The organism is Stenotrophomonas sp. GQ19 (assembly GCF_059758695.1).
In genome coordinates, this window is sequence record NZ_JCAXES010000014.1 from 1 (window position 1) to 18,926 (window position 18,926).

General features: G+C 67.2%; 20 protein-coding genes and 1 pseudogene. 9 read left to right on the plus strand and 12 right to left on the minus strand.

What is annotated here, in order from left to right; genetic code table 11:
• Positions 1–584 (plus strand): annotated as a pseudogene (locus tag AC6CHL_RS19685) (IS3 family transposase); the annotation flags it as partial.
• 666 nt (positions 585–1,250) lie between these two features.
• A complete protein-coding gene (locus AC6CHL_RS19690; protein ID WP_498295893.1) occupies positions 1,251–2,393 on the plus strand; it encodes a hypothetical protein in 1,143 nt (380 codons plus the stop codon).
• A gap of 115 nt (positions 2,394–2,508) precedes the next feature.
• Here the strand turns inward: AC6CHL_RS19690 and AC6CHL_RS19695 are convergent, their stop codons facing one another.
• On the minus strand, positions 2,509–3,000 hold the full coding sequence (locus tag AC6CHL_RS19695; protein ID WP_128095606.1) for a MarR family winged helix-turn-helix transcriptional regulator: 492 nt from the start codon (positions 2,998–3,000) through the stop codon (positions 2,509–2,511).
• Between the two features lie 175 nt (positions 3,001–3,175).
• Here AC6CHL_RS19695 and hppD point away from each other — a divergent pair, with 175 nt between their 5' ends.
• The 3 genes from hppD (at position 3,176) to AC6CHL_RS19710 (ending at position 6,478) form a co-directional block, all read left to right on the plus strand.
• Positions 3,176–4,246 (plus strand): 4-hydroxyphenylpyruvate dioxygenase, encoded by a 1,071-nt coding sequence (gene hppD / locus AC6CHL_RS19700; protein WP_448134877.1) that lies wholly within the window; start codon positions 3,176–3,178, stop codon positions 4,244–4,246.
• A 166-nt stretch (positions 4,247–4,412) separates the two neighbouring features.
• On the plus strand, positions 4,413–5,714 hold the full coding sequence (gene hmgA, locus AC6CHL_RS19705) for a homogentisate 1,2-dioxygenase (RefSeq protein ID WP_498295895.1): 1,302 nt from the start codon (positions 4,413–4,415) through the stop codon (positions 5,712–5,714).
• Positions 5,678–6,478: a pentapeptide repeat-containing protein gene (locus AC6CHL_RS19710; protein WP_498295897.1), complete on the plus strand. Its 801-nt coding sequence runs from the start codon at positions 5,678–5,680 to the stop codon at positions 6,476–6,478. The genes hmgA and AC6CHL_RS19710 overlap by 37 nt, the downstream gene beginning before the upstream one ends.
• Positions 6,479–6,557: 79 nt before the next feature.
• Here the strand turns inward: AC6CHL_RS19710 and AC6CHL_RS19715 are convergent, their stop codons facing one another.
• The 3 genes from AC6CHL_RS19715 to AC6CHL_RS19725 all read right to left on the minus strand — a co-directional run bounded on the left by AC6CHL_RS19715 (position 6,558) and on the right by AC6CHL_RS19725 (position 7,819).
• A complete protein-coding gene (locus AC6CHL_RS19715; protein WP_137190623.1) occupies positions 6,558–6,821 on the minus strand; it encodes a Txe/YoeB family addiction module toxin in 264 nt (87 codons plus the stop codon).
• Entirely contained in the window at positions 6,818–7,069 is a 252-nt protein-coding gene (locus AC6CHL_RS19720) for a type II toxin-antitoxin system Phd/YefM family antitoxin (RefSeq protein WP_141057821.1), read from the minus strand. The genes AC6CHL_RS19715 and AC6CHL_RS19720 overlap by 4 nt, the downstream gene beginning before the upstream one ends.
• A gap of 225 nt (positions 7,070–7,294) precedes the next feature.
• Positions 7,295–7,819: a hypothetical protein gene (locus AC6CHL_RS19725; RefSeq protein WP_498295899.1), complete on the minus strand. Its 525-nt coding sequence runs from the start codon at positions 7,817–7,819 to the stop codon at positions 7,295–7,297.
• A gap of 133 nt (positions 7,820–7,952) precedes the next feature.
• On the opposite strand from AC6CHL_RS19725, the gene AC6CHL_RS19730 reads away from it, so the two are divergent.
• Together AC6CHL_RS19730 and AC6CHL_RS19735 are read left to right on the plus strand one after the other, a co-directional pair.
• Entirely contained in the window at positions 7,953–8,564 is a 612-nt protein-coding gene (locus AC6CHL_RS19730) for a hypothetical protein (RefSeq protein WP_498295901.1), read from the plus strand.
• A gap of 119 nt (positions 8,565–8,683) precedes the next feature.
• Complete coding sequence (locus AC6CHL_RS19735) at positions 8,684–9,640, plus strand: sodium:calcium antiporter (RefSeq protein WP_038685774.1); 957 nt, start codon at positions 8,684–8,686, stop codon at positions 9,638–9,640.
• A 136-nt stretch (positions 9,641–9,776) separates the two neighbouring features.
• Here the strand turns inward: AC6CHL_RS19735 and AC6CHL_RS19740 are convergent, their stop codons facing one another.
• The 8 genes from AC6CHL_RS19740 to AC6CHL_RS19775 all read right to left on the minus strand — a co-directional run bounded on the left by AC6CHL_RS19740 (position 9,777) and on the right by AC6CHL_RS19775 (position 17,730).
• The gene (locus tag AC6CHL_RS19740) at positions 9,777–10,154 is read right to left on the minus strand and encodes a Na+/H+ antiporter subunit G (RefSeq protein WP_038685775.1); all 378 of its coding nucleotides are present in this window, start codon (positions 10,152–10,154) and stop codon (positions 9,777–9,779) included.
• The gene (locus AC6CHL_RS19745) at positions 10,151–10,435 is read right to left on the minus strand and encodes a K+/H+ antiporter subunit F (RefSeq protein WP_038685776.1); all 285 of its coding nucleotides are present in this window, start codon (positions 10,433–10,435) and stop codon (positions 10,151–10,153) included. The genes AC6CHL_RS19740 and AC6CHL_RS19745 overlap by 4 nt, the downstream gene beginning before the upstream one ends.
• Complete coding sequence (locus AC6CHL_RS19750; RefSeq protein WP_498295903.1) at positions 10,432–10,938, minus strand: Na+/H+ antiporter subunit E; 507 nt, start codon at positions 10,936–10,938, stop codon at positions 10,432–10,434. The genes AC6CHL_RS19745 and AC6CHL_RS19750 overlap by 4 nt, the downstream gene beginning before the upstream one ends.
• Entirely contained in the window at positions 10,935–12,470 is a 1,536-nt protein-coding gene (locus tag AC6CHL_RS19755) for a monovalent cation/H+ antiporter subunit D (protein WP_498295905.1), read from the minus strand. Before AC6CHL_RS19755 ends, AC6CHL_RS19750 begins: the two co-directional genes overlap by 4 nt.
• A complete protein-coding gene (locus AC6CHL_RS19760) occupies positions 12,467–12,856 on the minus strand; it encodes a Na+/H+ antiporter subunit C (protein ID WP_038685779.1) in 390 nt (129 codons plus the stop codon). Before AC6CHL_RS19760 ends, AC6CHL_RS19755 begins: the two co-directional genes overlap by 4 nt.
• Complete coding sequence (locus AC6CHL_RS19765) at positions 12,856–15,684, minus strand: monovalent cation/H+ antiporter subunit A (protein ID WP_498295907.1); 2,829 nt, start codon at positions 15,682–15,684, stop codon at positions 12,856–12,858. The genes AC6CHL_RS19760 and AC6CHL_RS19765 overlap by 1 nt, the downstream gene beginning before the upstream one ends.
• A gap of 404 nt (positions 15,685–16,088) precedes the next feature.
• Positions 16,089–16,571 (minus strand): Mpo1 family 2-hydroxy fatty acid dioxygenase, encoded by a 483-nt coding sequence (locus AC6CHL_RS19770; protein WP_463601857.1) that lies wholly within the window; start codon positions 16,569–16,571, stop codon positions 16,089–16,091.
• 232 nt (positions 16,572–16,803) lie between these two features.
• Entirely contained in the window at positions 16,804–17,730 is a 927-nt protein-coding gene (locus tag AC6CHL_RS19775) for a phosphoribosylaminoimidazolesuccinocarboxamide synthase (RefSeq protein ID WP_038691715.1), read from the minus strand.
• Positions 17,731–17,872: 142 nt separating this feature from the next.
• Here AC6CHL_RS19775 and AC6CHL_RS19780 point away from each other — a divergent pair, with 142 nt between their 5' ends.
• Positions 17,873–18,202: a J domain-containing protein gene (locus AC6CHL_RS19780; RefSeq protein ID WP_313245000.1), complete on the plus strand. Its 330-nt coding sequence runs from the start codon at positions 17,873–17,875 to the stop codon at positions 18,200–18,202.
• A 43-nt stretch (positions 18,203–18,245) separates the two neighbouring features.
• A complete protein-coding gene (rpe, locus tag AC6CHL_RS19785; RefSeq protein WP_038685783.1) occupies positions 18,246–18,923 on the plus strand; it encodes a ribulose-phosphate 3-epimerase in 678 nt (225 codons plus the stop codon).
• The last annotated feature ends 3 nt before the right edge of the window (positions 18,924–18,926 follow it).

Below are 18,926 nucleotides of genomic sequence, written 5' to 3' on the forward strand. Positions count from 1 at the left end.
CCCATGCGGCGCGCATATCACAAGACAACCAACAGCCATCACCGCTTCCGGCGGCACCCCAACCTGCTCAAAGCTGGCGAGGGGCGCGTGGTACCCACCGGCTGCGAGCAGGTGTGGGTCGCCGACATCACCTACCTGCCAACGCAAGGGAAATTCGTCTATCTGAGCCTGATTACGGATGCTTGGTCACGCAAGATCGTTGGCTGGAGCGTGCACGACACCTTGCAGACAGAGCAGGTCGCCCAAGCCTTGCAAATGGCGTTGAAGGGGCGAAAACGCGCCAACGTCTGGTCCATCACTCCGACCGTGGCATCCAATATTGCTCGGACTACTACCAAAAGATCCACGCCAAGCACGGCGTGACCTGCTCGATGACTGACGGCTACGACTGCTACCAGAATGCGCTGGCCGAACGGGTGAATGGGATCTTGAAAGGTGAGTTCCTGCTGTATCGGCCTCGAGACCTGGCGCAGGCGCGCCAGATGGTGGCCGAGGCGGTGGCGATCTATAACGCCGAACGCCCGCACCTGTCCCTTAAAATGCAGACGCCCGATGCAGTGCATCGGGCGTCCTTGGCCGCCTGACGGCGGCCGGTTCATCCACCACAGGTGTCAACCTATGGCAGGACGGGTCATCTTCGCCTATCTGCGGGACACGCAAAAACGGGCCTTGACGCTTTTCGGCGCGGCCGTCGGTGGGTCGGGCGCTGGGCCCCCATGCCCTTTCCGGCGAATGTCCCCCGGCGTCGGCCTGCGGCCGCCCCCTCCTCCTTTATTTCGCCTCCAAGGGCATGGGGGCCCAGCACCCGCCCCACCGACCAGCGCCAGAAAAGCTGGCTTCCCCCTGCTTACCGCAAGCCGAGCCCCGTAGCGGCCGGTAGGCCCCTGGGCAAAATAAAGGAGGAGGCCGCCACGCGGCCGGGGGACATTTGCGCCAGGGGCCTACCGGCGGCTACGGGGCCCTCACGCTCGCGACAGGCCCGATCGGAGACGACAGCCGATCCAAACGGCGCCTGCACACCTGACCACCCGCATAGCGTCGTGCTCACTCAGCGACGGCCCTTGCAGCAAGACGCTCCCCTGAGATGGGAGAAGAGCCTTTTCTGCTCTTCTCCCCACGATGGGAAGCACGCGCGGGGAATCCTGCACTCCGGCGCCACCCTGACCCTCAATTTACGCGTACCGCTGCCGTTACCTCCAAGGACCTCATGCCGCGCGTGTTTCGTGGCGCACACCAACGGACGGATACGCATGCAGCCGGGCACCAGCGACAGCACTTCGGACACCAGCCTTGAAGTTACCGGCGGGGTAAGCCTGCCCCCGGTGGACGTGCTGCTCGACGACCACGGCACGCTGGACGGCGGCGATGCGCACGACGATGCGCCGGCTCCCGGCGCCATCCGCTACCGGCTGCCGCTGGTGGCGGTGCCCGACAACGTGATGCTCAAGGCCGCGGTGCAGAAGCTGGTCGAGCAGAAGGCGCAGCTGGACGTGCTGGCACGCAACCCGGCCCTGGCCGGGCTGCTGCCGCCGGAATGGCAGGGCAGCGGGCTGCGCGCGCTGGACCTGCAGAGTTTCGTGCTGTCGGTACTGCCGTTCCTGCAGAACGCGGCCAAGGCCGAGACCGCCCCGGCACGGCTGCCGCTCAAGCACGTGCTGGGCGACACCGGCCGCTGGGACCGCGACGACGTGGACGAGCCCAAGTCGCTGGCGTTCTTCCTGGCCAGCGACGACCGCGCCAGTGCCGGGGTGAAGGATCCGGCCGAGGCCTATCTGGTGGGGGCGCTGGGCCTGGCCTGGGCGCACGAGGGCCGTACCCGCCCCGGCTTCCTGCGCCAGATGGGCTACGACAGCATGGCCGCCCGGGTGAGCATGCTGCCGTACCCCGAACCGGGCCAGCTGGCGCTGTACGCGGTGGTGGCCCATGGCGTGAGCCAGCTCTGGTGCGTGCTCGACCGGCGCAAGCTGCGCCCGCTGCTGGCGCCGTGGATCAGCGTGCCGTTGTTGACCGCCTACGGGGTCACCGCCCCGATGACGTGGCCGACCTCGTTCCCGCCGGTGGAGGAGGTGGCGCAGATGCTGGCCGTGGCGCGCACCGGCAAGGGGCCGGTGGAAGTGGACCTGACCAAGGTGGCGGCCAAGGTCAAACAGGACGCCTCGGCCGAAACGTGGATGCCGGTGAGCCTGCTCCAGGTCGGCACCTGGGCGCCGCGCTGGGGCTACTTCATGGCCACCTTCATCGGCCTGCCCTCGGCCCTGCTGGTGCTGGCCGCGCTGGCCCTGCCCAATGCCATCGAGGCGGCAGTAGTGGCCGCCTCGCTCGCCTTCGCCGGCGGCGCCATCGGCGCGCTGGCTGCGCCGTGGGTGCACGCACGGCGCAAGCATCTGAGCTGACGCGCAACGACCAACGGTCGTTGCCTACCGGAATACGTGGGTACCCACCGTTGATGGGCGCGCCGAAGGCGCAATGGCTACGTAGGTACCCACCGTTGGTGGGTACGCCGGTCGCTCAGCCCTGGTCCATCTTCTGCAGGCCTTCCCCGGCCAGGCGCAGGATCAGGGTCTCCAGCATCTGTTCCTCTTCCTCGCTCAGCACGGACATCAGCTTGCGGGTGATCTCGATCACCAGCGGGGCGATGGTCTCGTACACCTCGAAGCCGGCCGCCGACAGCGCCAGCACCGAGCGGCGCCGGTCGTCGCCGTGGGTTTCACGCTTGATGAAGCCACGCTCGAGCAGTCTGGCCACGGCGCGGCTGACGGCCACCTTGTCCATCGCGGTGCGGTCGGACACCTCGCTGGCCGACGAGCCCGGATACAGCGCCAGGATGGTGATGACCCGCCATTCCGGGATCGCCAGACCATAACGGTCCCCATACAGCTTGGCGATATTGCCGCTGACCCGGTTGGACAGGACGCTCAGCCGGTACGGCAGGAACTGTTCCAGGTCGAGCAGGGCGTGCGAGGCACGGATGCTGTGGCTGCTGGGATCGGGTGGGTTCATGCTGCGGTGCACCTTGATGGTGGTTTCATGTGAAACTATAAACCTTAGTTCCGGACACCGCATTCTCGCGGGTCTGCCCGCCTCCCGCACCTGGTTTTTTCCGATGCGGACTTTGCTTTGGAGCCACATCATGACCAGCCAACTGAGCACCGCGTCCCACGCACCCGATCCGGGCATGCAGGTCACCACCTTCGAGAACCCGATGGGCATCGACGGGTTCGAGTTCGTCGAGTTCGCCGCGCCGGCCGGCCGCGCCGCCGAACTGCACGATTACTTCCGCAAGATGGGCTTCACCGCCGTGCTGCGCCACAAGCGGCGCGCCATCACCGTGTACCGCCAGGGTGACGTCAACTTCCTGGTCAACGAAGAACCCGATTCGTTCGCCTCGGACTTCGCTGAAAAGCACGGCCCGTGCGCCTGTGGTTTCGCCATCCGCTTCCAGAAGCCGGGTGACGAGGTGTTCCAGATGGCGCTGGGCAACGGCGCCGAAGCGATCGACTTCAAGCCTGACAGCAAGGCCGTGCCGGCCCCGGTCATCAAGGGCATCGGCGACTGCATGCTGTACCTGGTGGACCGCTATGGCGCCAACGGCAGCATGTTCGATGCCGACTACGCGCCGATCGAAGGCGTCAACCAGCGCCCGACCGGGTTCGGCCTGACCTTCATCGACCACCTCACCCACAACCTGTACTTCGGCAACATGCAGCAGTGGTCGGACTACTACGAGCGCCTGTTCAACTTCCGCGAGATCCGCTACTTCGACATCAAGGGCCTCAAGACCGGCCTGGTGTCCAAGGCGATGACCGCCCCGGACGGCATCGTGCGCATCCCGCTCAACGAATCGTCCGATCCGAAGAGCCAGATCAACGAATACCTGGACGCCTACAAGGGCGAGGGCATCCAGCACATCGCCTGCTTCACCGACAACATCTACGACACCGTCGAGGCGATGCGTGCGCAGGGCGTGGAATTCCTGGACACCCCGGACACCTATTTCGACGTGATCGACATGCGCGTGCCGGGCCATGGCGAAGACGTGGCGCGCCTGGCCAGGAACAAGATCCTGATCGACGCCGATCCGGAAACCAAGCAGCGCAAGCTGCTGCAGATCTTCACCACCAACTGCATCGGCCCGATCTTCTTCGAGATCATCCAGCGCAAGGGCAACGAAGGCTTCGGCGAAGGCAACTTCACCGCGCTGTTCGAGAGCATCGAACGCGACCAGATGAAGCGCGGCGTGCTGTAACGTAACCCGGCAGGTCCGGCGCGGCTCCCGCCACGCCGGACCCATCCGTACCGCCGGGCCCTGCCCGGCCGCTGCAATGCCGGACATGCCCGTAGAGCCGGGCTCTGCCCGGCTTCTCCAACGCACTACCCATTGCACACCTCCCAGGCTCCGCCAGGACACACAGATGAGCACCTCCATCACCGCCCGCGGTTACCAGACCGGCTTCGGCAACGAGTTCGCCACCGAGGCCGTCCCCGGCGCGCTGCCGGTAGGGCGCAACTCGCCACAGCGGGTGGCGCATGGCCTGTACGCCGAACAGCTGTCAGGCACCGCGTTCACCGCACCGCGCGGCAGCAACCGGCGCAGCTGGGTGTACCGGATCCGCCCGGCGGTGGCGCACGGTGAGTTCACTGCCTACGCCCAGCCGCACCTGCACGGCGACTTCGCCGCGGGGGCGGTGTCGCCCAACCAGCTGCGCTGGGACCCGCTGCCGCTGCCCGGCACCCCCACCGATTTCATCGATGGCCTGTACACCATGGGCGGCAACGGCGCGCCCGACGCGCACCATGGCGTGGGCATCCACCTGTATGCGGCCAACGCCGACATGCAGGGCCGCTACTTCTACAATGCCGACGGCGAGCTGCTGATCGTGCCGCAGCTGGGTCGCCTGCGCCTGCTCACCGAGCTGGGCGTGCTCGAGATCGAGCCGCAGCAGGTGGCGGTGATCCCGCGTGGCGTGCGCTTCCGGGTTGAACTGCCCGACGGCCAGGCTCGTGGCTACATCTGCGAGAACTTCGGCGCCCTGCTGAAGCTGCCCGACCTGGGGCCCATCGGCTCCAACGGCCTGGCCAACCCGCGCGATTTCGAAACGCCGCAGGCCGCCTTCGAAAACATCGAGGGGGACTTCGAGTTGATCGCCAAGTTCGGCGGCCAGCTGTGGCGCGCGCCCATCGGCCACTCGCCGCTGGACGTGGTCGCCTGGCACGGCAACTACGCGCCGTACCGCTACGACCTGCGCCGCTTCAACACCATCGGCTCGATCAGCCACGACCATCCGGATCCGTCGATCTTCCTGGTGCTGCATTCGCCCAGCGACACCCCGGGGACCAGCAACATGGACTTCGCCATCTTCCCGCCGCGCTGGCTGGTGGCGCAGGACACGTTCCGGCCGCCGTGGTTCCACCGCAACATCGCCAGCGAGTTCATGGGCCTCATCCACGGTGCCTACGACGCCAAGGCGGCCGGCTTCGTGCCCGGGGGCGCCTCGCTGCACAACTGCATGAGCGGGCACGGCCCGGACGCGGCCACGTTCGACAAGGCCTCGGCGGCTGACCTGAGCAAACCGGACGTGATCAAGGACACCATGGCCTTCATGTTCGAAACCCGTGGGGTGATCCGCCCGACCGCGCAGGCCATGGACGCCGAGCACCGGCAGCGCGATTACCAGCAGTGCTGGCAGGGCCTGAAGGCGAACTTCACCGCGTGAGCGCGACCTTGCCGCACGCGTCACTGAACCTGTTGCACGAGGCGGCCATCTCGTTGCGGCTGCCCGCCAGATCGCGTTTCGTTGGCGAGCATATCGAGGGTCTGCACCTGCGCGGCGTCAGCCTGGAAGCGCCGCTGTTCGAGCGCTGCACGCTGGAGCGTACCGTCTTCGAGGGCTGCGATATGTCCGAGGTGCGGTTCTTCGCGCGCACCGTGATGGACGCCTGCCAGTTCACCCGTGTCGACTTTCGCGCCAGTGGCCTCAATGACACCGTGTTTCGCGGCTGCGTCTTCGACACCTGCGATTTCCGCCAGAGCCGTTTCGATGCCTGCGTGCTCGACGGCTGCACCTTCATCAACTGCCGGATCGTCGACACCGGCATGCCGGCACACGCCACCACCGGCTGCCGGTTCGAGGGCGTGCTGAAGGACGTGAGGTTTGTTGCCGCCGGCGCACCGGCCTTGCTGGATGCGGACTTCAGCGCCTGCGTTCTGGACTACGTGTCCTTCGAGAACTGCCGGCTGGATAGCGTCATTCCGCCACGCGATCCGCGCCATGTTTTCCTGCCGGATATCGCCGCACGTGCGCGCCGGGCGTTGGAGGCGTTGTCCGCGGCACCGGCCGATGCCGCCACGAAGGTGCTCACGCGCCGCCTTCGCCGCTACGCGCAGATGCAGGGCGACATCCTGAATCTGGACAACCTGCGCCATGTAGAAGAACCGGCGGTTGCAGAGGCGTTGATTGCGGCATTGACGGCAGGCTGATCAGTAGGTGCAGGCGAGACGAGGAAGCGCCGCATCCGTGGAGGCCAACGCACAGGGCCGAGTCTGTGCATTTGCACGTTCAAGGCGTTTGGTAGTGATAACGCAATGCTGCGATCAACACGATGCCGTCAGTCACGCGATACACGACGCGATGTTCTGTATCGATCCGCCGCGACCACCAGCCATGCTTGTTGAAACGAAGCGGCTCGGGTTTGCCGATGCCTTCGTACGGGTCGCGTCCAATGGCCTTCAGCAGCATGTTGACGCGCTCCAGCCTGCGACGATCCGAGGCTTGCCAATGCAGGTAGTCCTCCCAGGCGGCGTCGGAAAACTGCAGCGTCACTCGGCAAGCTCGCGGGCGGTGCCTCCACCAGCGTCGAGCTGTTCCATTGCGGCTGCCAGTCGTGCTGCGTTCGCCGGCGAACGCATCAGGTAGGCTGTTTCTTCAATGGACTGATAGTCTTCCAGTGACATCATCACCACCGCCTTATTTCCGCTGCGGGTGATGGTGATGGGTTCGTGATCATTGATGACGCGATCCATGGTTTCCGCCAAGGCAGCACGGGCTGCACTGTAGGTAAGGGTCTGCATGGTCGATGGCTCCGGCGTTCTTGTACAGAAAATTGTACGCATCGATTGCCGCCAGTCAATTGATCCTGCCCTAGGCACTCGGCCGACAACCTATAGTTTGAATGGCAAATCGATTTGCGATTGCACTTGGCCATCGTCGCCTGAAAGCGACGTCGCCCGGTTGTGGCGTGAAGCCGGTTGAACCTCACACGACCAGTGAAGACATCGGCGACGTGCAAGACGCCATCAAACGGCGAGCGTCTGGAACCCGTCCACCTGCTCCTTCGGCAGCACTTCCAGCAGGCGCTGGCGGACCCGCTCGGCATAGCCGGGCGAGGTGAGCGCGGGCAGTGCATCCAGCGCGGTATGCAGGCCGGCGATCACCGCCTCGTCGCTGCGTGCCTGCTGCAGCGCATGCAGCAGCGCGGCCGCGTGGGGGTGTCGTTGCAGTTCCAGGATGCCCAGCAGGTAGATGCGCGCGGCCACCAGCGAGCGCCGGCGCTCGGTCGGGACTGCTGCCGGTGCCGCGGGGGTCTGCACGGGCTCAGGGGCGGGCCGCGGCGGGGGATCGGCCGCCGCATTGGACACCAGGTACCCGGCCTGGATCAGCTGGATCACCATTGCTGACGCTTCCGGCCCGATCATGGCGGTGAGCTGCGGCAGATCGCGTTGGCCGTCGCACAGGATCAGCAGGCGGCGCTGGCGCATGTCCAGGGGCGCACGGTGGGCCTGCAGGGCGGTGCGGGCGAGGTCGGTCTTGCGCGGTTGCATGGGCGTGGGGTCGATGCGGTGCAGGCCGAGCCTGAACGCGGCAGGTGAAACCGCGATGACAATCACGTTCCTGCATGCAGCCACTGCACAGCGTTCGCGCTAGGCTGCCGACCACCGACTGGAGGAAGTGCAGATGAAGCAGCTGGGAAGCGTTCTGGCATTGGGCATCGCGTTGGCACTCAGCAGCTGCGAGCGCACCCCTGAAACCCCGTCGAAGGACGCCGAGGCCGCCGTGCCGACGCCGGTCGACACAGCGCCGGCCGCGCCCGCCGCTACGCCCGCAGCCCAGGACCCGGCCGCCGCCGGCCCGGCGCGGCTGGATGGGTATGGTCCGCTGACCCTGGGCAGTACCCTGGACGAGGTGCGTGCCGCCTGGAAGGCGCCGCTGCAGGGCGAGGTGCCGGACGACTACTGCCATGCACTGCGCCCGCAGGGGGCGCAGGCCGAGGATGTGATCCTGATGATCGAAGGCAAGCGTCTGGTCCGCTACGACGTGCGCAACGACCGCATCACCGCGCCCGGTGGCGGCAAGGTCGGCATGTCGCTGGGCCAGCTGCAGACCCTGTACCCCGACCGCGGCGATGTCACCCCGCACAAGTACGACGAAAAGGGCCACAACCTGCGCGTGCGGCCGGCCACCGAGGGCGGCGCGCTGATCAACTTCGAGATCAACGGCGACGGCAATGTCAGCGCCTGGCGGGTCGGCCAGACCCCGCAGGTGGACTACGTCGAAGGCTGCTCGTAAGCCTGCTGCGGCGCGCGCCGTGGGCAGGCCGCGCCGCTTCTGCCCAGGGGCGCCCGATTCCTCACCCCCTGCGTGCGGTCTGGCTCTAGAATCGGCCCATTGATGCCTGGGGATTGCCGATGATTGCTGCCACTGCTTGGTTCCTGCTGGGATTGCTGCTGCTGGCACTGGGCGGCGATTCGATCGTCAAGGCGGCCTCCGGCCTGGCCCAGCGCTTCGGCGCCTCGCCGTTCATGGCCGGGCTGCTGCTGGTGGCCTTCGGCACCTCGCTGCCGGAACTGGTGGTCAACGCGCGTGCGTTCGTGGTGGGAGCCGAAGAACTCGCGCTGGGCAACGCGGTGGGCAGCAACATCGTCAACGTCGGCCTGACCCTGGGCCTGGCCGCGCTGGCGGCCCCGCTGCTGGTGCGCGCGCGGCTGCTGTCGCCGCTGCTGGTGATGGTGGCGGTGGCGAGCCTGGCGCTGATCGTGTTCGGCCTGGACGGCGTGGTGACGCGCTGGGAAGGCGGCCTGCTGCTGCTCGGCTTCGTGGCATCGCTGGTGTTCGTGCTGCGCCGCGCGCGGCTGGAATCGGACCCCGTGCGCGAGGCCATCGCCGGCTATGCGATGACCCGCACCGGCCTGTTCCTCAACCTGTTGCGGGTGGTGTTCGCCGGGCTGTGCCTGTACTACGGCGCGCGCTGGATCGTGCAGGCCGCGCCGGTGTTCGGCGCGGGGCTGGGCTGGTCGCCGTTGCTGGTGGGCCTGTTGCCGGTGGCCATTGGCACCGCGCTGCCCGAGGTGGCGGCGGCGGTGGCCGCGGCACGGCGCGGGCAGGGCGACATGGTGCTGGGCCACGTGATCGGCTCGAGCCTGTTCAACCTGCTGGTGGTGGTGGGCGGCATGGCCGCACTGCGGCCGCTGGCGGTACCGGCGTCGTTCGTGCGCCTGGAGCTGCCGGCGGCGATCGCCTTCGTGCTGGTGCTGTACCCGATGCTGCGTGGCGACCTGACCATCAGCCGCCGCGAAGGCGGCGTGCTGCTGGTGGCGTTCCTGGGCTGGGTGGCGCTGGAGCTGGCGCTGGTCTGGGGCGGCTGAGAGGCCGCGTCGGCGACCGTCGCCCCCCGGCGGTAGAGCCGACCGTTGGTCGGCTGCATTGGGCGCGATGTGGGGGCAGCCGACCAACGGTCGGCTCTACCGGACGTGGATTGGAGCAGCCGACCAACGGTCGGCTCTACCGGGTCTGTTCGCCTTCCGGGCGCGGCGGCGGCAGCTGTTCTTCCTTGGCGGTTTCATGGCCGGGCAGGCTGGGGCGCTTTTCCATCATCAGCGACAACGCCGCCTTGGCCATCATGTGCGCGCTGATCGGGGCGGTGATGAACAGGAACACGGTGATCAGCAGTTCGCGCGGCTGCGGGTCCTGGCCAAGGAAGATGTGGTAACACACCGATCCCACCAGTACGCAGCCCACGCCCAGCGTGCTGGCCTTGGTCGGGGCGTGCAGGCGCTTGAAGAAGGTCGACAGCTTCACCAGCCCCAACGCGCCCACCAGGATGAAGAAGCAGCCGAACAGCAGCAGGATCGACAGCACGATCTGGATGAAGGTGATCATTCCACGATGTCCCGGCGCAGCACGAACTTGCTCAGCACCACCGTGCTGCCGAAGCCGAGCATGGCGATGATCAGCGCCGCCTCGAAATACACCGCCGAGTTGAGGTACATGCCGAACAGCATCAGCTCGGCGATGGCCGTCACCGACAGCGTGTCCAGCGCCAGGATGCGGTCGGGCACGGTGGGGCCGCGCAGCAGGCGCCAGGTGGCCAGCAGCATGGCCAACCCGACCACGTGCATGCACACCACCATGGTGGTCTGGATGAAGGTGTAACCGGTCATGGGAAGATCTCCATCAGCGGGGCTTCGTAGCGGTGCTTGATCTGCCGGATCAGCTCGTCCGGGTCGTCCAGGTGCAGCACGTGCACCAGCAGGTGGCGACGGTCGTCGGACAACGCGGCCGACACCGTGCCCGGGGTCAGCGTGATCATGCTGGTGAGCGCGGCGATGCCATGGATGTTGGCGATGTCCAGCGGCAACCAGATGAAGCGGGGGTGGATGCGGCGTTCCGGGCCCAGCACCTGGATCGCCACGCGGATGTTGGACACCAGGATGTCCCACAGGGTCACACAGAGCAGCTTGGGGACCGGCTTGAGCGACCCGATGCGGGCGAACTCGCGGTCCAGGCGCGCGGCGAACAGCGGCACCACCAGGCCCAGCAGCATGCCCAGCACGAACTGGCCGAAGGTGAAGCTGTCGGACATCAGCAGCCAGAACGCCACCACCATCACGCTCAGCGACGGCGAGGGAATCAGGCGCTTGTACAGCGACGGTTTGCGCGTCATGGCTGGCGGATCTCCGGCGTGGTAGCGCGCAGCTCGCCCACATACTCGGCGGGGTGCAGCAGCTGGGTGGCCATCGCATCGGTGTGCTGCATCAGCGGGCCGGCGAACAGGCTCATGGCAATGCCATACACCAGCAGCAGCGCGGCGGCGAACAGTTCCACCGTGCGGGTGGGGGCCTTGCGCGGCGGTGGCACGCCGTCTTCCTGCACCGGCACGCGCCAGAACAGGCGGATGCCGGCGCGGGTGATGCCCACGATCACCATCAGGCTGCTGCCCAGCACGGCGGTCCAGACCACGGCGGTGTACTGCGCGGGCATGCCAGCCAGCAAGGCGGCCTTGGCCAGGAAGCCGGACAGCGGCGGCAGACCGGCCACGGCCACCGCACCGATCAGGAACAGCACGGCCGGGGTCTGCTTGCCGGGCATCGGCGCGATGATTTCCTTCCTGTCACTGGCCCCGCCACGACGGCGGCGGATCAGGTCGGCAATCAGGAACAGCGCGGCGGCCACGAAGGTACTGTGCGGCAGGTAGTACAGACCGGCGGAGAGCACCTCGGGCGTGCGCACCGCGAAGGCGATGAACAGCGTCGCGGCCGACACCACCACCAGGTAGGAGATCATCACCCGCAACCGCGCCGCGGCCAGCACGCCCAGCCCGCCCAGTACCAGCGTGGCCACGCCCGCCCACAGCAGCCAGTCGCTGCCGTATCCGGCCATCGGGCCGGCATCGTCGCCGAACCACAGCGAACTGACCCGCAGCACCGCGTACAGGCCCACCTTGGTCATGATCGCAAACAGCGCGGCCACCGCCGCGGGCGCACGCGCATAGGCTTCGGGCAGCCACAGGTACAGCGGCATCAGCGCGGCCTTGCTGCAGAACACCAGCAGCAACAACCCCATGGTGGCCTTGACCAGCACCAGGTGCGTGGCCGGTACCTCGGCGATGCGCTGGGACAGCTCGGCCATGTTGAGCGAGCCCAGCGAGGCGTACAGCAGGCCAAGCGCGATCAGGAACAGGGTCGAGGCGGTGACGTTGAACACCACGTAGTGCAGGCCGATGCGCATGCGCAGGCCGCGGCCGCCGCTGAGCAGCAGGCCGTAGGAGGCAATCAGCATCACCTCGAAGAACACGAACAGGTTGAAGATGTCGCCGGTGAGGAAGGCGCCGTTGAGGCCCACCAGCTGGAACTGGAACAGTGCATGGAAGTGCGGCGCGCGCCGGTCCCAGCCCGAGCACGCGTGCAGCAGGCACGGGATGGCCAGCAGCAGCGTGGTCACCAGCATCCAGGCCGACAGCCGGTCGGCCACCAGCGCGATGCCCAGCCGCGACGGCCAGTCGCCCAGCAGGTACACCGCGATGCTGCCATCGGCGGTCTGCGCGAACAGCAGGGCTACCGCGGCGGCCAGCGCGGCCAGCGTGGTCCACGCCACCGTGCGCTGCACCTTGGGGCCATACCGGCGGTGCTCGACGAACAGCGAGCAGGCGGCGCCGAACAAGGGGATCAGGATGGGCAGGATCACCGCATGGTTCATGCGCCGCCCTCCCGGCCCGGCGCAGTATCGGCCGGCGCGGTGTCCTGCTCTTCCTCATGCGCGTCGACGTGGTCGCTGTGGTTGTCGCTGCGGCTGCGCATGGCCAGCACGATGCTCACTGCGGTCATCGCAAAGGCAATCACGATCGCGGTGAGCACCAGTGCCTGCGGCAACGGGTCGGTGTAGTTGCCCAGGTCGCTGTCGATGCCTTCGCGCAGCACCGGTGCCTTGCCCGACACCAGCCGGCCACCGGCGAAGATCAGCAGGTTGGTGGCGTAGGACAGGAAGGTCATACCGAGGATGACGTCGAAGGTGCGCGCGCGCAGCAGCAGGTAGATGCCGATCGCGCCGAGTACGCCGATGGCGCTTGCCAGGGCCAGTTCCATCAGTGCATCTCCCCGGTTTTTGCCGAACGACGGTTGGGATCGATCTCGCCCTTGCGGGCGTTGCGCGTACGCGACGGCTTGATGGTGCCCATCATCGACAGGATCAGCATCGCCCCGCCAAACACCACCAGGTACACGCCGGTATCGAAGCCGATGGCGCTGGCCAGCGGCACCTCGCCAATAAGCGGGATATGCAGGTCCAGGTGGCCGCTGGTCAGGAACGGCACCCCGAACAGCATCGACGCACTGCCGCTGACGATGGCGATCAGCAGGCCCGCACCGATGCAGCGGATGTAGTCGAAGCCGAACCGCGACTCCACCGAGGTGGTGCCCTGGATCACGTACTGGATCAGCAGCGGCACGGCCAGCACCAGGCCGGCGATGAAACCGCCACCGGGGGCGTTGTGGCCGCGCAGGAACAGGAAGATCGACACGGTGAGCGTGAGCGGGAACATGATCTGCGCCAGATCGGCCGGCACCGGCAGCTTGATCGGCGGGCCCGGCATGATCTGCTCCGGTGCCATCCGCGAGCGCCGCAGCATGGCGTGCACCACCAGGGCGGCGATGCCGAACACGGTGATCTCACCGAAGGTATCGAAGCCGCGGAAGTCCACCAGGATCACGTTGACCACGTTCTGCCCATAGGCCTCGGGCAGGGCACGCGCGACCAGCTCGCCGGCCATGGTGTTGGGCGGCAGGGTCATGGCGGTATAGGCCGCGGCCGCCAGACCGCCGCCGCCGATGATGGCGATCAGGGCATCGCGGCGTTTGCGACAGCGCGAATGCTCCGGCGCCGATTGGGCGGGCAGGTAGTTCATGCCCAGCAGCATCAGCACCAGGGTGACCATTTCCACCAGCAGCTGGGTCAGCGCCAGGTCGGGGGCGGACAGGAACACGAAGGTGAGCGACACCATCAGGCCCACGCCGCCCAGCACCAGCACCGCCAGCAGACGCTGCCGGTACACGAACAGCGCACTGACCGCGCAGGCCATCATCACCAGCCACAGCGTCCAGCCAAGCAGCGGCAGCGGCTGCGGCGAGGGCCAGTTCGGCGAACCGGGGTTGGCCACGAACGGGGCCAGCGCGACGATGATCGCCACCACCACCAGTGCCATCAGCATGCGCTGCAGGCTGCCGTTGGCCAGCGCCTGGGTGAGCCGGTGGGCGAAGCCGAACACCAGGTCCAGCTGCTTGTGGAAGATGTTGCGGCCGATCGCGCGGCTCACCACGGCATGCAGGTTGATCAACCGGCGCAGCCCGAAGTACAGCGCGATGCCGCCAATGACACCGGCGATGCTCATCATCAGCGGCGTGTTGAAGCCATGCCACACCGACAGGCTGTAGGCCGGCATCGCCGGGCCCAGGATCGACGAGGCTGCCGCGTGCAGCACCGGGGCGATGGTGATGGCCGGGGCCACGCCGACGGCCACGCACACCACCACCAGGATCTCCACCGGCACCTTCATGAAGCGCGGCGGCTCGTGTGGCACCCGGTCCAGGTCGTGCGGGCCCTTGCCGAAGAACGTGTCGTGCACGAAGCGCAGGCTGTAGGCCACGCCGAACACGCCAGCCAGCAGCGCGGCGATGGACATCACCACCCGCATCGTTTCCGGGCCACCGGCGGTGAGCGCTTCGGCGAACAGCATTTCCTTGGACAGGAAGCCGTTGAGCAGCGGGATGCCGGCCATGGCCAGCGAGGCGATGATCGCCAGTGCGCTGGTGAAGGGCATCAACCGGCGCAGCCCGCCCAGCTTGCGCATGTCGCGGGTGCCGGTTTCGTGGTCGATGATGCCCGCGGCCATGAACAGCGAGGCTTTGAAGGTGGCGTGGTTGAGGATGTGGAACACGCCGGCCACCACCGCCATCGGCGTGGACAGCCCGAACAGCATGGTGATCAGGCCCAGGTGCGAGATCGTCGAATAGGCCAGCAGGCCCTTCAGGTCATGCTGGAAGATTGCGTTCCAGGCGCCGATCAGCAGGGTGATCGCGCCGATGCCGCTGACCGTATAGAAGAACAGGTCGGTGCCGGCCAGCGCCGGATGCAGCCGCGCCAGCAGGAACACGCCGGCTTTGACCATCGTCGCCGAGTGCAGGTATGCCGACACCGGGGTGGGCGCGGCCATGGCGTGCGGCAGCCAGAAGTGGAACGGGAACTGCGCGCTCTTGGTGAAGATGCCGGCCAGTACCAGGAACAGCGCGTAGGGGTACAGCGCGCTGGCGCGGATCAGATCGCCGCTGGCCAGCACCGCATCCAGCTCGAAGCTGCCCACGATGCGGCCGATCAGCAGCACGCCGCCGAGCAGGGCCAGGCCACCGCCGCCGGTGACCACCAGGGCCATCCGCGCGCCCTCGCGGGCGTCCTGGCGATGCGACCAGAAGCCGATCAGCAGGAACGAGCTGATGCTGGTCATTTCCCAGAACACCATCAGCAGCAACAGGTTGCCCGACAGCACCATGCCCAGCATGGCGCCCATGAACAGCAACAGGTAGCAGTAGAAGCGGTGGGCGCTGTCGCGCGCGCTGAGGTAGTAGTGGGCGTACATCACCACCAGCGCGCCGATGGCCAGCACCATGCCGGCGAACATCCAGGCCAGGCCGTCCAGGCGCAGCGAGAAGGCCAGGCCGATCTGGGGCAGCCAGGTGCCGAAGCTGCGGACAACGCCGCCGTCCATGATCGCCGGGGTCATGGTGGCCAACAGCGCCAGTCCCCCCAACGGCGCTGCCGCGGCCAACCAGGCGGCCGTGGAGCGGGAGGTGCGGCGGAATGAGGCGACCGCCACGGCCATCAGGAACGGCAGGGCGAGCAGCAGGATCAGGCTGGGATTCATGCAGGGAATACGCGATTCACGAGCAGGTCGTTCAGTCTAACAGGCAGGCAATTGCTGCCGATACACCCGAATACGCCATCAATTGCATGTAACGTGCGTGATTCATTTTTTCCACCCTCCTGTCGTGCCCATTCGAGACCGCTGACGGGCGTATGGAACGGCGCGCTCGACTTTGCCGGATCTGGCCCCTCGAACGGGTCCGAAGCCAGCAACGGCAGGGCCTGCGCCCTGCACGAAGATGAACGCCGGATGCATGCCACGGCCCGTCCACGACGATGCTGGACGCCCCCGCGTCGCGCGCCGGTGAGCATCGATCTCGTTCAGAAAAAACCGCGGTACGTGTCAAAACCGGGCAGGCGCCGAAAAACCCGGGTAGGTGCCGACCGTTGGTCGGCACGGGGCACTCAGTAAGCCACACCCAACCGCCGGTACAGCTTGGCCACCACCCACGCCGGCCCGATCAGCAGGTAGGTGAGGTCGGTCAGGAAGCTCGGCTTGCGCCCTTCAAACTTGTGGCCGATGAACTGCGCGATCCAGGCCACCACGAACACGCCGATGGCCACCCGCAGCAGGTTGTGCAGGCCGATTTCGGCCTCCAGCAGGCGGCACAGGCAGCCGAACACGAACAAGAGCACCAGCATGCCGATGCCCAGCGCACGCGACAGCCGGTTGTAGAAGCACCACGCGGCGAACATCGCAAAGGCCGACCAGATCCCGTTCTGGAACCAGGTCACCAGCGGCGGCAGGCACCACAGCAGGGCCACCACCGACCAGAGGATCGCCGGCACCGCCACCACGTGGATGTGCTGGTTGAGCACATTGCGGTGGTCGTCGGAATAGCTGGCGAAGTAGCGGTCGATCGGGCGCGCGACGGTGGTGGTGGTCATGGTCCCTCCAGGATCGGCACAGCATACCGCCCCGGCGGGTAGAGCCGACCGTTGGTCGGCTGCGCCTGGCCCAGACAACATTCCTGGCACTGCGCGCGGCAGGCGACCAACGTCCGCGGCAGTCGACCAACGTCCGCGGCAGTCGACCAACGGTCGACTCTACGGTCGACCCATGCCCGGGTCGACCCCGGCCCGGGCGCCCCCTGCCATCACGGCCGGGGGCGCGGGCGCATCAGTCGACGTTGATCCCCGCCAGGCGCTGCAGCGCCTCGGCGTACTTGGCGCGGGTGCGCTCGATGATGTCGGCCGGGATGGTCGGGCCCGGGGCGGTCTTGCCCCAGTCCAGCGTCTCCAGGTAGTCGCGCACGAACTGCTTGTCGTAGCTCGGCGGGCTGGTGCCCACCTCGTACTCGTCGGCCGGCCAGTAGCGCGAGGAGTCCGGGGTCAGCATCTCATCCATGATGTACAGGCGGCCGTCTTCATCGGTACCGAACTCGAACTTGGTGTCGGCCAGGATGATGCCGCGCTCGCGGGCGTAGTCGGCGGCGAACTTGTAGATGCGCAGGGTGGCATCCCGCACGCGCTCGGCGAGGTCGGCACCCACGGCCTTCACCATCGCATCGAAATCGATGTTCTCGTCATGGTCGCCCACGGCGGCCTTGGTCGAGGGGGTGAAGATCGGCTCGGGCAGCTGCTCGGCCTGGCGCAGGCCATCGGGCAGGTCGATGCCGCTGACCTTGCCGGTGCGCTGGTAATCCTTCCAGCCGCTGCCGATCAGGTAACCGCGGGCGATCGCTTCCACCGGCACCGGCTTGAGCTTGCGGGTGACCACCGCGCGCTTGGCGTACAGGGCAGGGTCCACGCCGTCGGGCAGCACGCTGGCCACGTCGATGCCGGTCAGGTGGTTGGGCATCAGGTGGGCGGTCTTGGCGAACCAGAAGTTCGACACCTGGCAGAGCATTTCGCCCTTGCCCGGGATCGGATCAGGCAGCACCACGTCGAAGGCCGACAGACGGTCGGTGGCGACCATCAGCAGGTACTCCCCCGGCGGCGTGCCGGCGGGGAGCCGGTCGCGCGGAATGTCAAAAACATCACGCACCTTGCCGCGATGGCGCAAGGGCAGGCCGGGGAGATCGGATTGCAACAACGTGGTCGGCACGGGCACTCCTGGGGCTTGTCATGACAGCCGTCCAAGGGACCCTGAGGGCCCGCACAGACAGCGGGCGGCCTAGTGTAAAGCGGGTTGGGCCCGCTGTGACGTAAAATGAGGCTCCTTTGTTGCCACGGCCGCCCAGACGACCATGCGCTGGTACGGAAAACTGCTCGGATTCATCGCCGGGGCCCTGCTGTTCAGGCCCAATCCGCTGTTTGGTGCCGTGGTCGGGCTGCTGCTCGGGCATGCCTTCGACGCCGACTGGTTCCGCCTGAACAAGGAGAACCCCTACCGCGAGCTGGGGCTGACCTCCGAGGCCACCGACGCCGAAATCGACCTGGCCTACCGGCGGCTGATGTCCCAGTACCACCCCGACAAGGTGGTCGGCGCCGCCCCGGAGCTGCGCCAGCAGGCCGAGCGCAAGTCGCGCCAGCTCAACGCCGCCTACGACCGCATCAAGACCCTGCGCAAGCGCTGAGCGCGCGCAGGGCGCCCCTTTCCAAGTACTGAAGGCCCCGGCCATGTCCAACTGCATCATCGCCCCCTCCATCCTGTCCGCCAATTTCGCCCGCCTGGGTGAGGAAGTGGACAACGTGCTCGCCGCCGGTGCGGACTGGGTGCACTTCGATGTGATGGACAACCACTACGTGCCCAACCTGACCATCGGCCCGATGGTCTGCCAGGCCCTGCGCAAGCACGGGGTCACCGCGCCGATCGACGTGCACCTTATGGTGGAGCCGGTGGACCGCATCATCCCGGACTTCGCCGAGGCCGGTGCCACCTACATCAGCTTCCACCCGGAAGCCTCGCGCCACGTTCACCGCACCATCCAGCTGATCCGTTCGCTGGGCTGCAAGCCGGGCCTGGTGCTCAACCCCGGCACCCCGGTGGACATCCTGGACTGGGTGCTGGACGACCTGGACCTGGTGCTGCTGATGTCGGTCAACCCGGGCTTCGGCGGCCAGGCGTTCATTCCGTCGGCGCTGGACAAGCTGCGCGTGGTCCGCCAGAAGATCGATGCCAGCGGCCGCGACATCCGCCTGGAGATCGACGGCGGGGTGAAGGCCGACAACATCGGGGCGATCGCCGCCGCCGGTGCCGATGCCTTCGTGGCCGGCTCGGCGATCTTCAACGCCAAGACCAGCTACCAGGACGTGATCGCGCAGATGCGCCAGAACGTCGCCCAGGCGCGGGGCTGAGCC

What these genes read in the sequence shown, in the direction of transcription:
- AC6CHL_RS19690 (WP_498295893.1), top strand. Translation starts at nt 1,251, where the DNA reads ATGCAGCCGGGCACCAGCGACAGCACTTCGGACACCAGCCTTGAAGTT.
- AC6CHL_RS19695 (WP_128095606.1), bottom strand. Translation starts at nt 3,000, where the DNA reads ATGAACCCACCCGATCCCAGCAGCCACAGCATCCGTGCCTCGCACGCC.
- hppD (WP_448134877.1), top strand. Translation starts at nt 3,176, where the DNA reads ATGCAGGTCACCACCTTCGAGAACCCGATGGGCATCGACGGGTTCGAG.
- hmgA (WP_498295895.1), top strand. Translation starts at nt 4,413, where the DNA reads ATGAGCACCTCCATCACCGCCCGCGGTTACCAGACCGGCTTCGGCAAC.
- AC6CHL_RS19720 (WP_141057821.1), bottom strand. Translation starts at nt 7,069, where the DNA reads ATGCAGACCCTTACCTACAGTGCAGCCCGTGCTGCCTTGGCGGAAACC.
- AC6CHL_RS19725 (WP_498295899.1), bottom strand. Translation starts at nt 7,819, where the DNA reads ATGCAACCGCGCAAGACCGACCTCGCCCGCACCGCCCTGCAGGCCCAC.
- AC6CHL_RS19730 (WP_498295901.1), top strand. Translation starts at nt 7,953, where the DNA reads ATGAAGCAGCTGGGAAGCGTTCTGGCATTGGGCATCGCGTTGGCACTC.
- AC6CHL_RS19735 (WP_038685774.1), top strand. Translation starts at nt 8,684, where the DNA reads ATGATTGCTGCCACTGCTTGGTTCCTGCTGGGATTGCTGCTGCTGGCA.
- AC6CHL_RS19740 (WP_038685775.1), bottom strand. Translation starts at nt 10,154, where the DNA reads ATGATCACCTTCATCCAGATCGTGCTGTCGATCCTGCTGCTGTTCGGC.
- AC6CHL_RS19745 (WP_038685776.1), bottom strand. Translation starts at nt 10,435, where the DNA reads ATGACCGGTTACACCTTCATCCAGACCACCATGGTGGTGTGCATGCAC.
- AC6CHL_RS19750 (WP_498295903.1), bottom strand. Translation starts at nt 10,938, where the DNA reads ATGACGCGCAAACCGTCGCTGTACAAGCGCCTGATTCCCTCGCCGTCG.
- AC6CHL_RS19755 (WP_498295905.1), bottom strand. Translation starts at nt 12,470, where the DNA reads ATGAACCATGCGGTGATCCTGCCCATCCTGATCCCCTTGTTCGGCGCC.
- AC6CHL_RS19760 (WP_038685779.1), bottom strand. Translation starts at nt 12,856, where the DNA reads ATGGAACTGGCCCTGGCAAGCGCCATCGGCGTACTCGGCGCGATCGGC.
- AC6CHL_RS19765 (WP_498295907.1), bottom strand. Translation starts at nt 15,684, where the DNA reads ATGAATCCCAGCCTGATCCTGCTGCTCGCCCTGCCGTTCCTGATGGCC.
- AC6CHL_RS19770 (WP_463601857.1), bottom strand. Translation starts at nt 16,571, where the DNA reads ATGACCACCACCACCGTCGCGCGCCCGATCGACCGCTACTTCGCCAGC.
- AC6CHL_RS19780 (WP_313245000.1), top strand. Translation starts at nt 17,873, where the DNA reads ATGCGCTGGTACGGAAAACTGCTCGGATTCATCGCCGGGGCCCTGCTG.
- rpe (WP_038685783.1), top strand. Translation starts at nt 18,246, where the DNA reads ATGTCCAACTGCATCATCGCCCCCTCCATCCTGTCCGCCAATTTCGCC.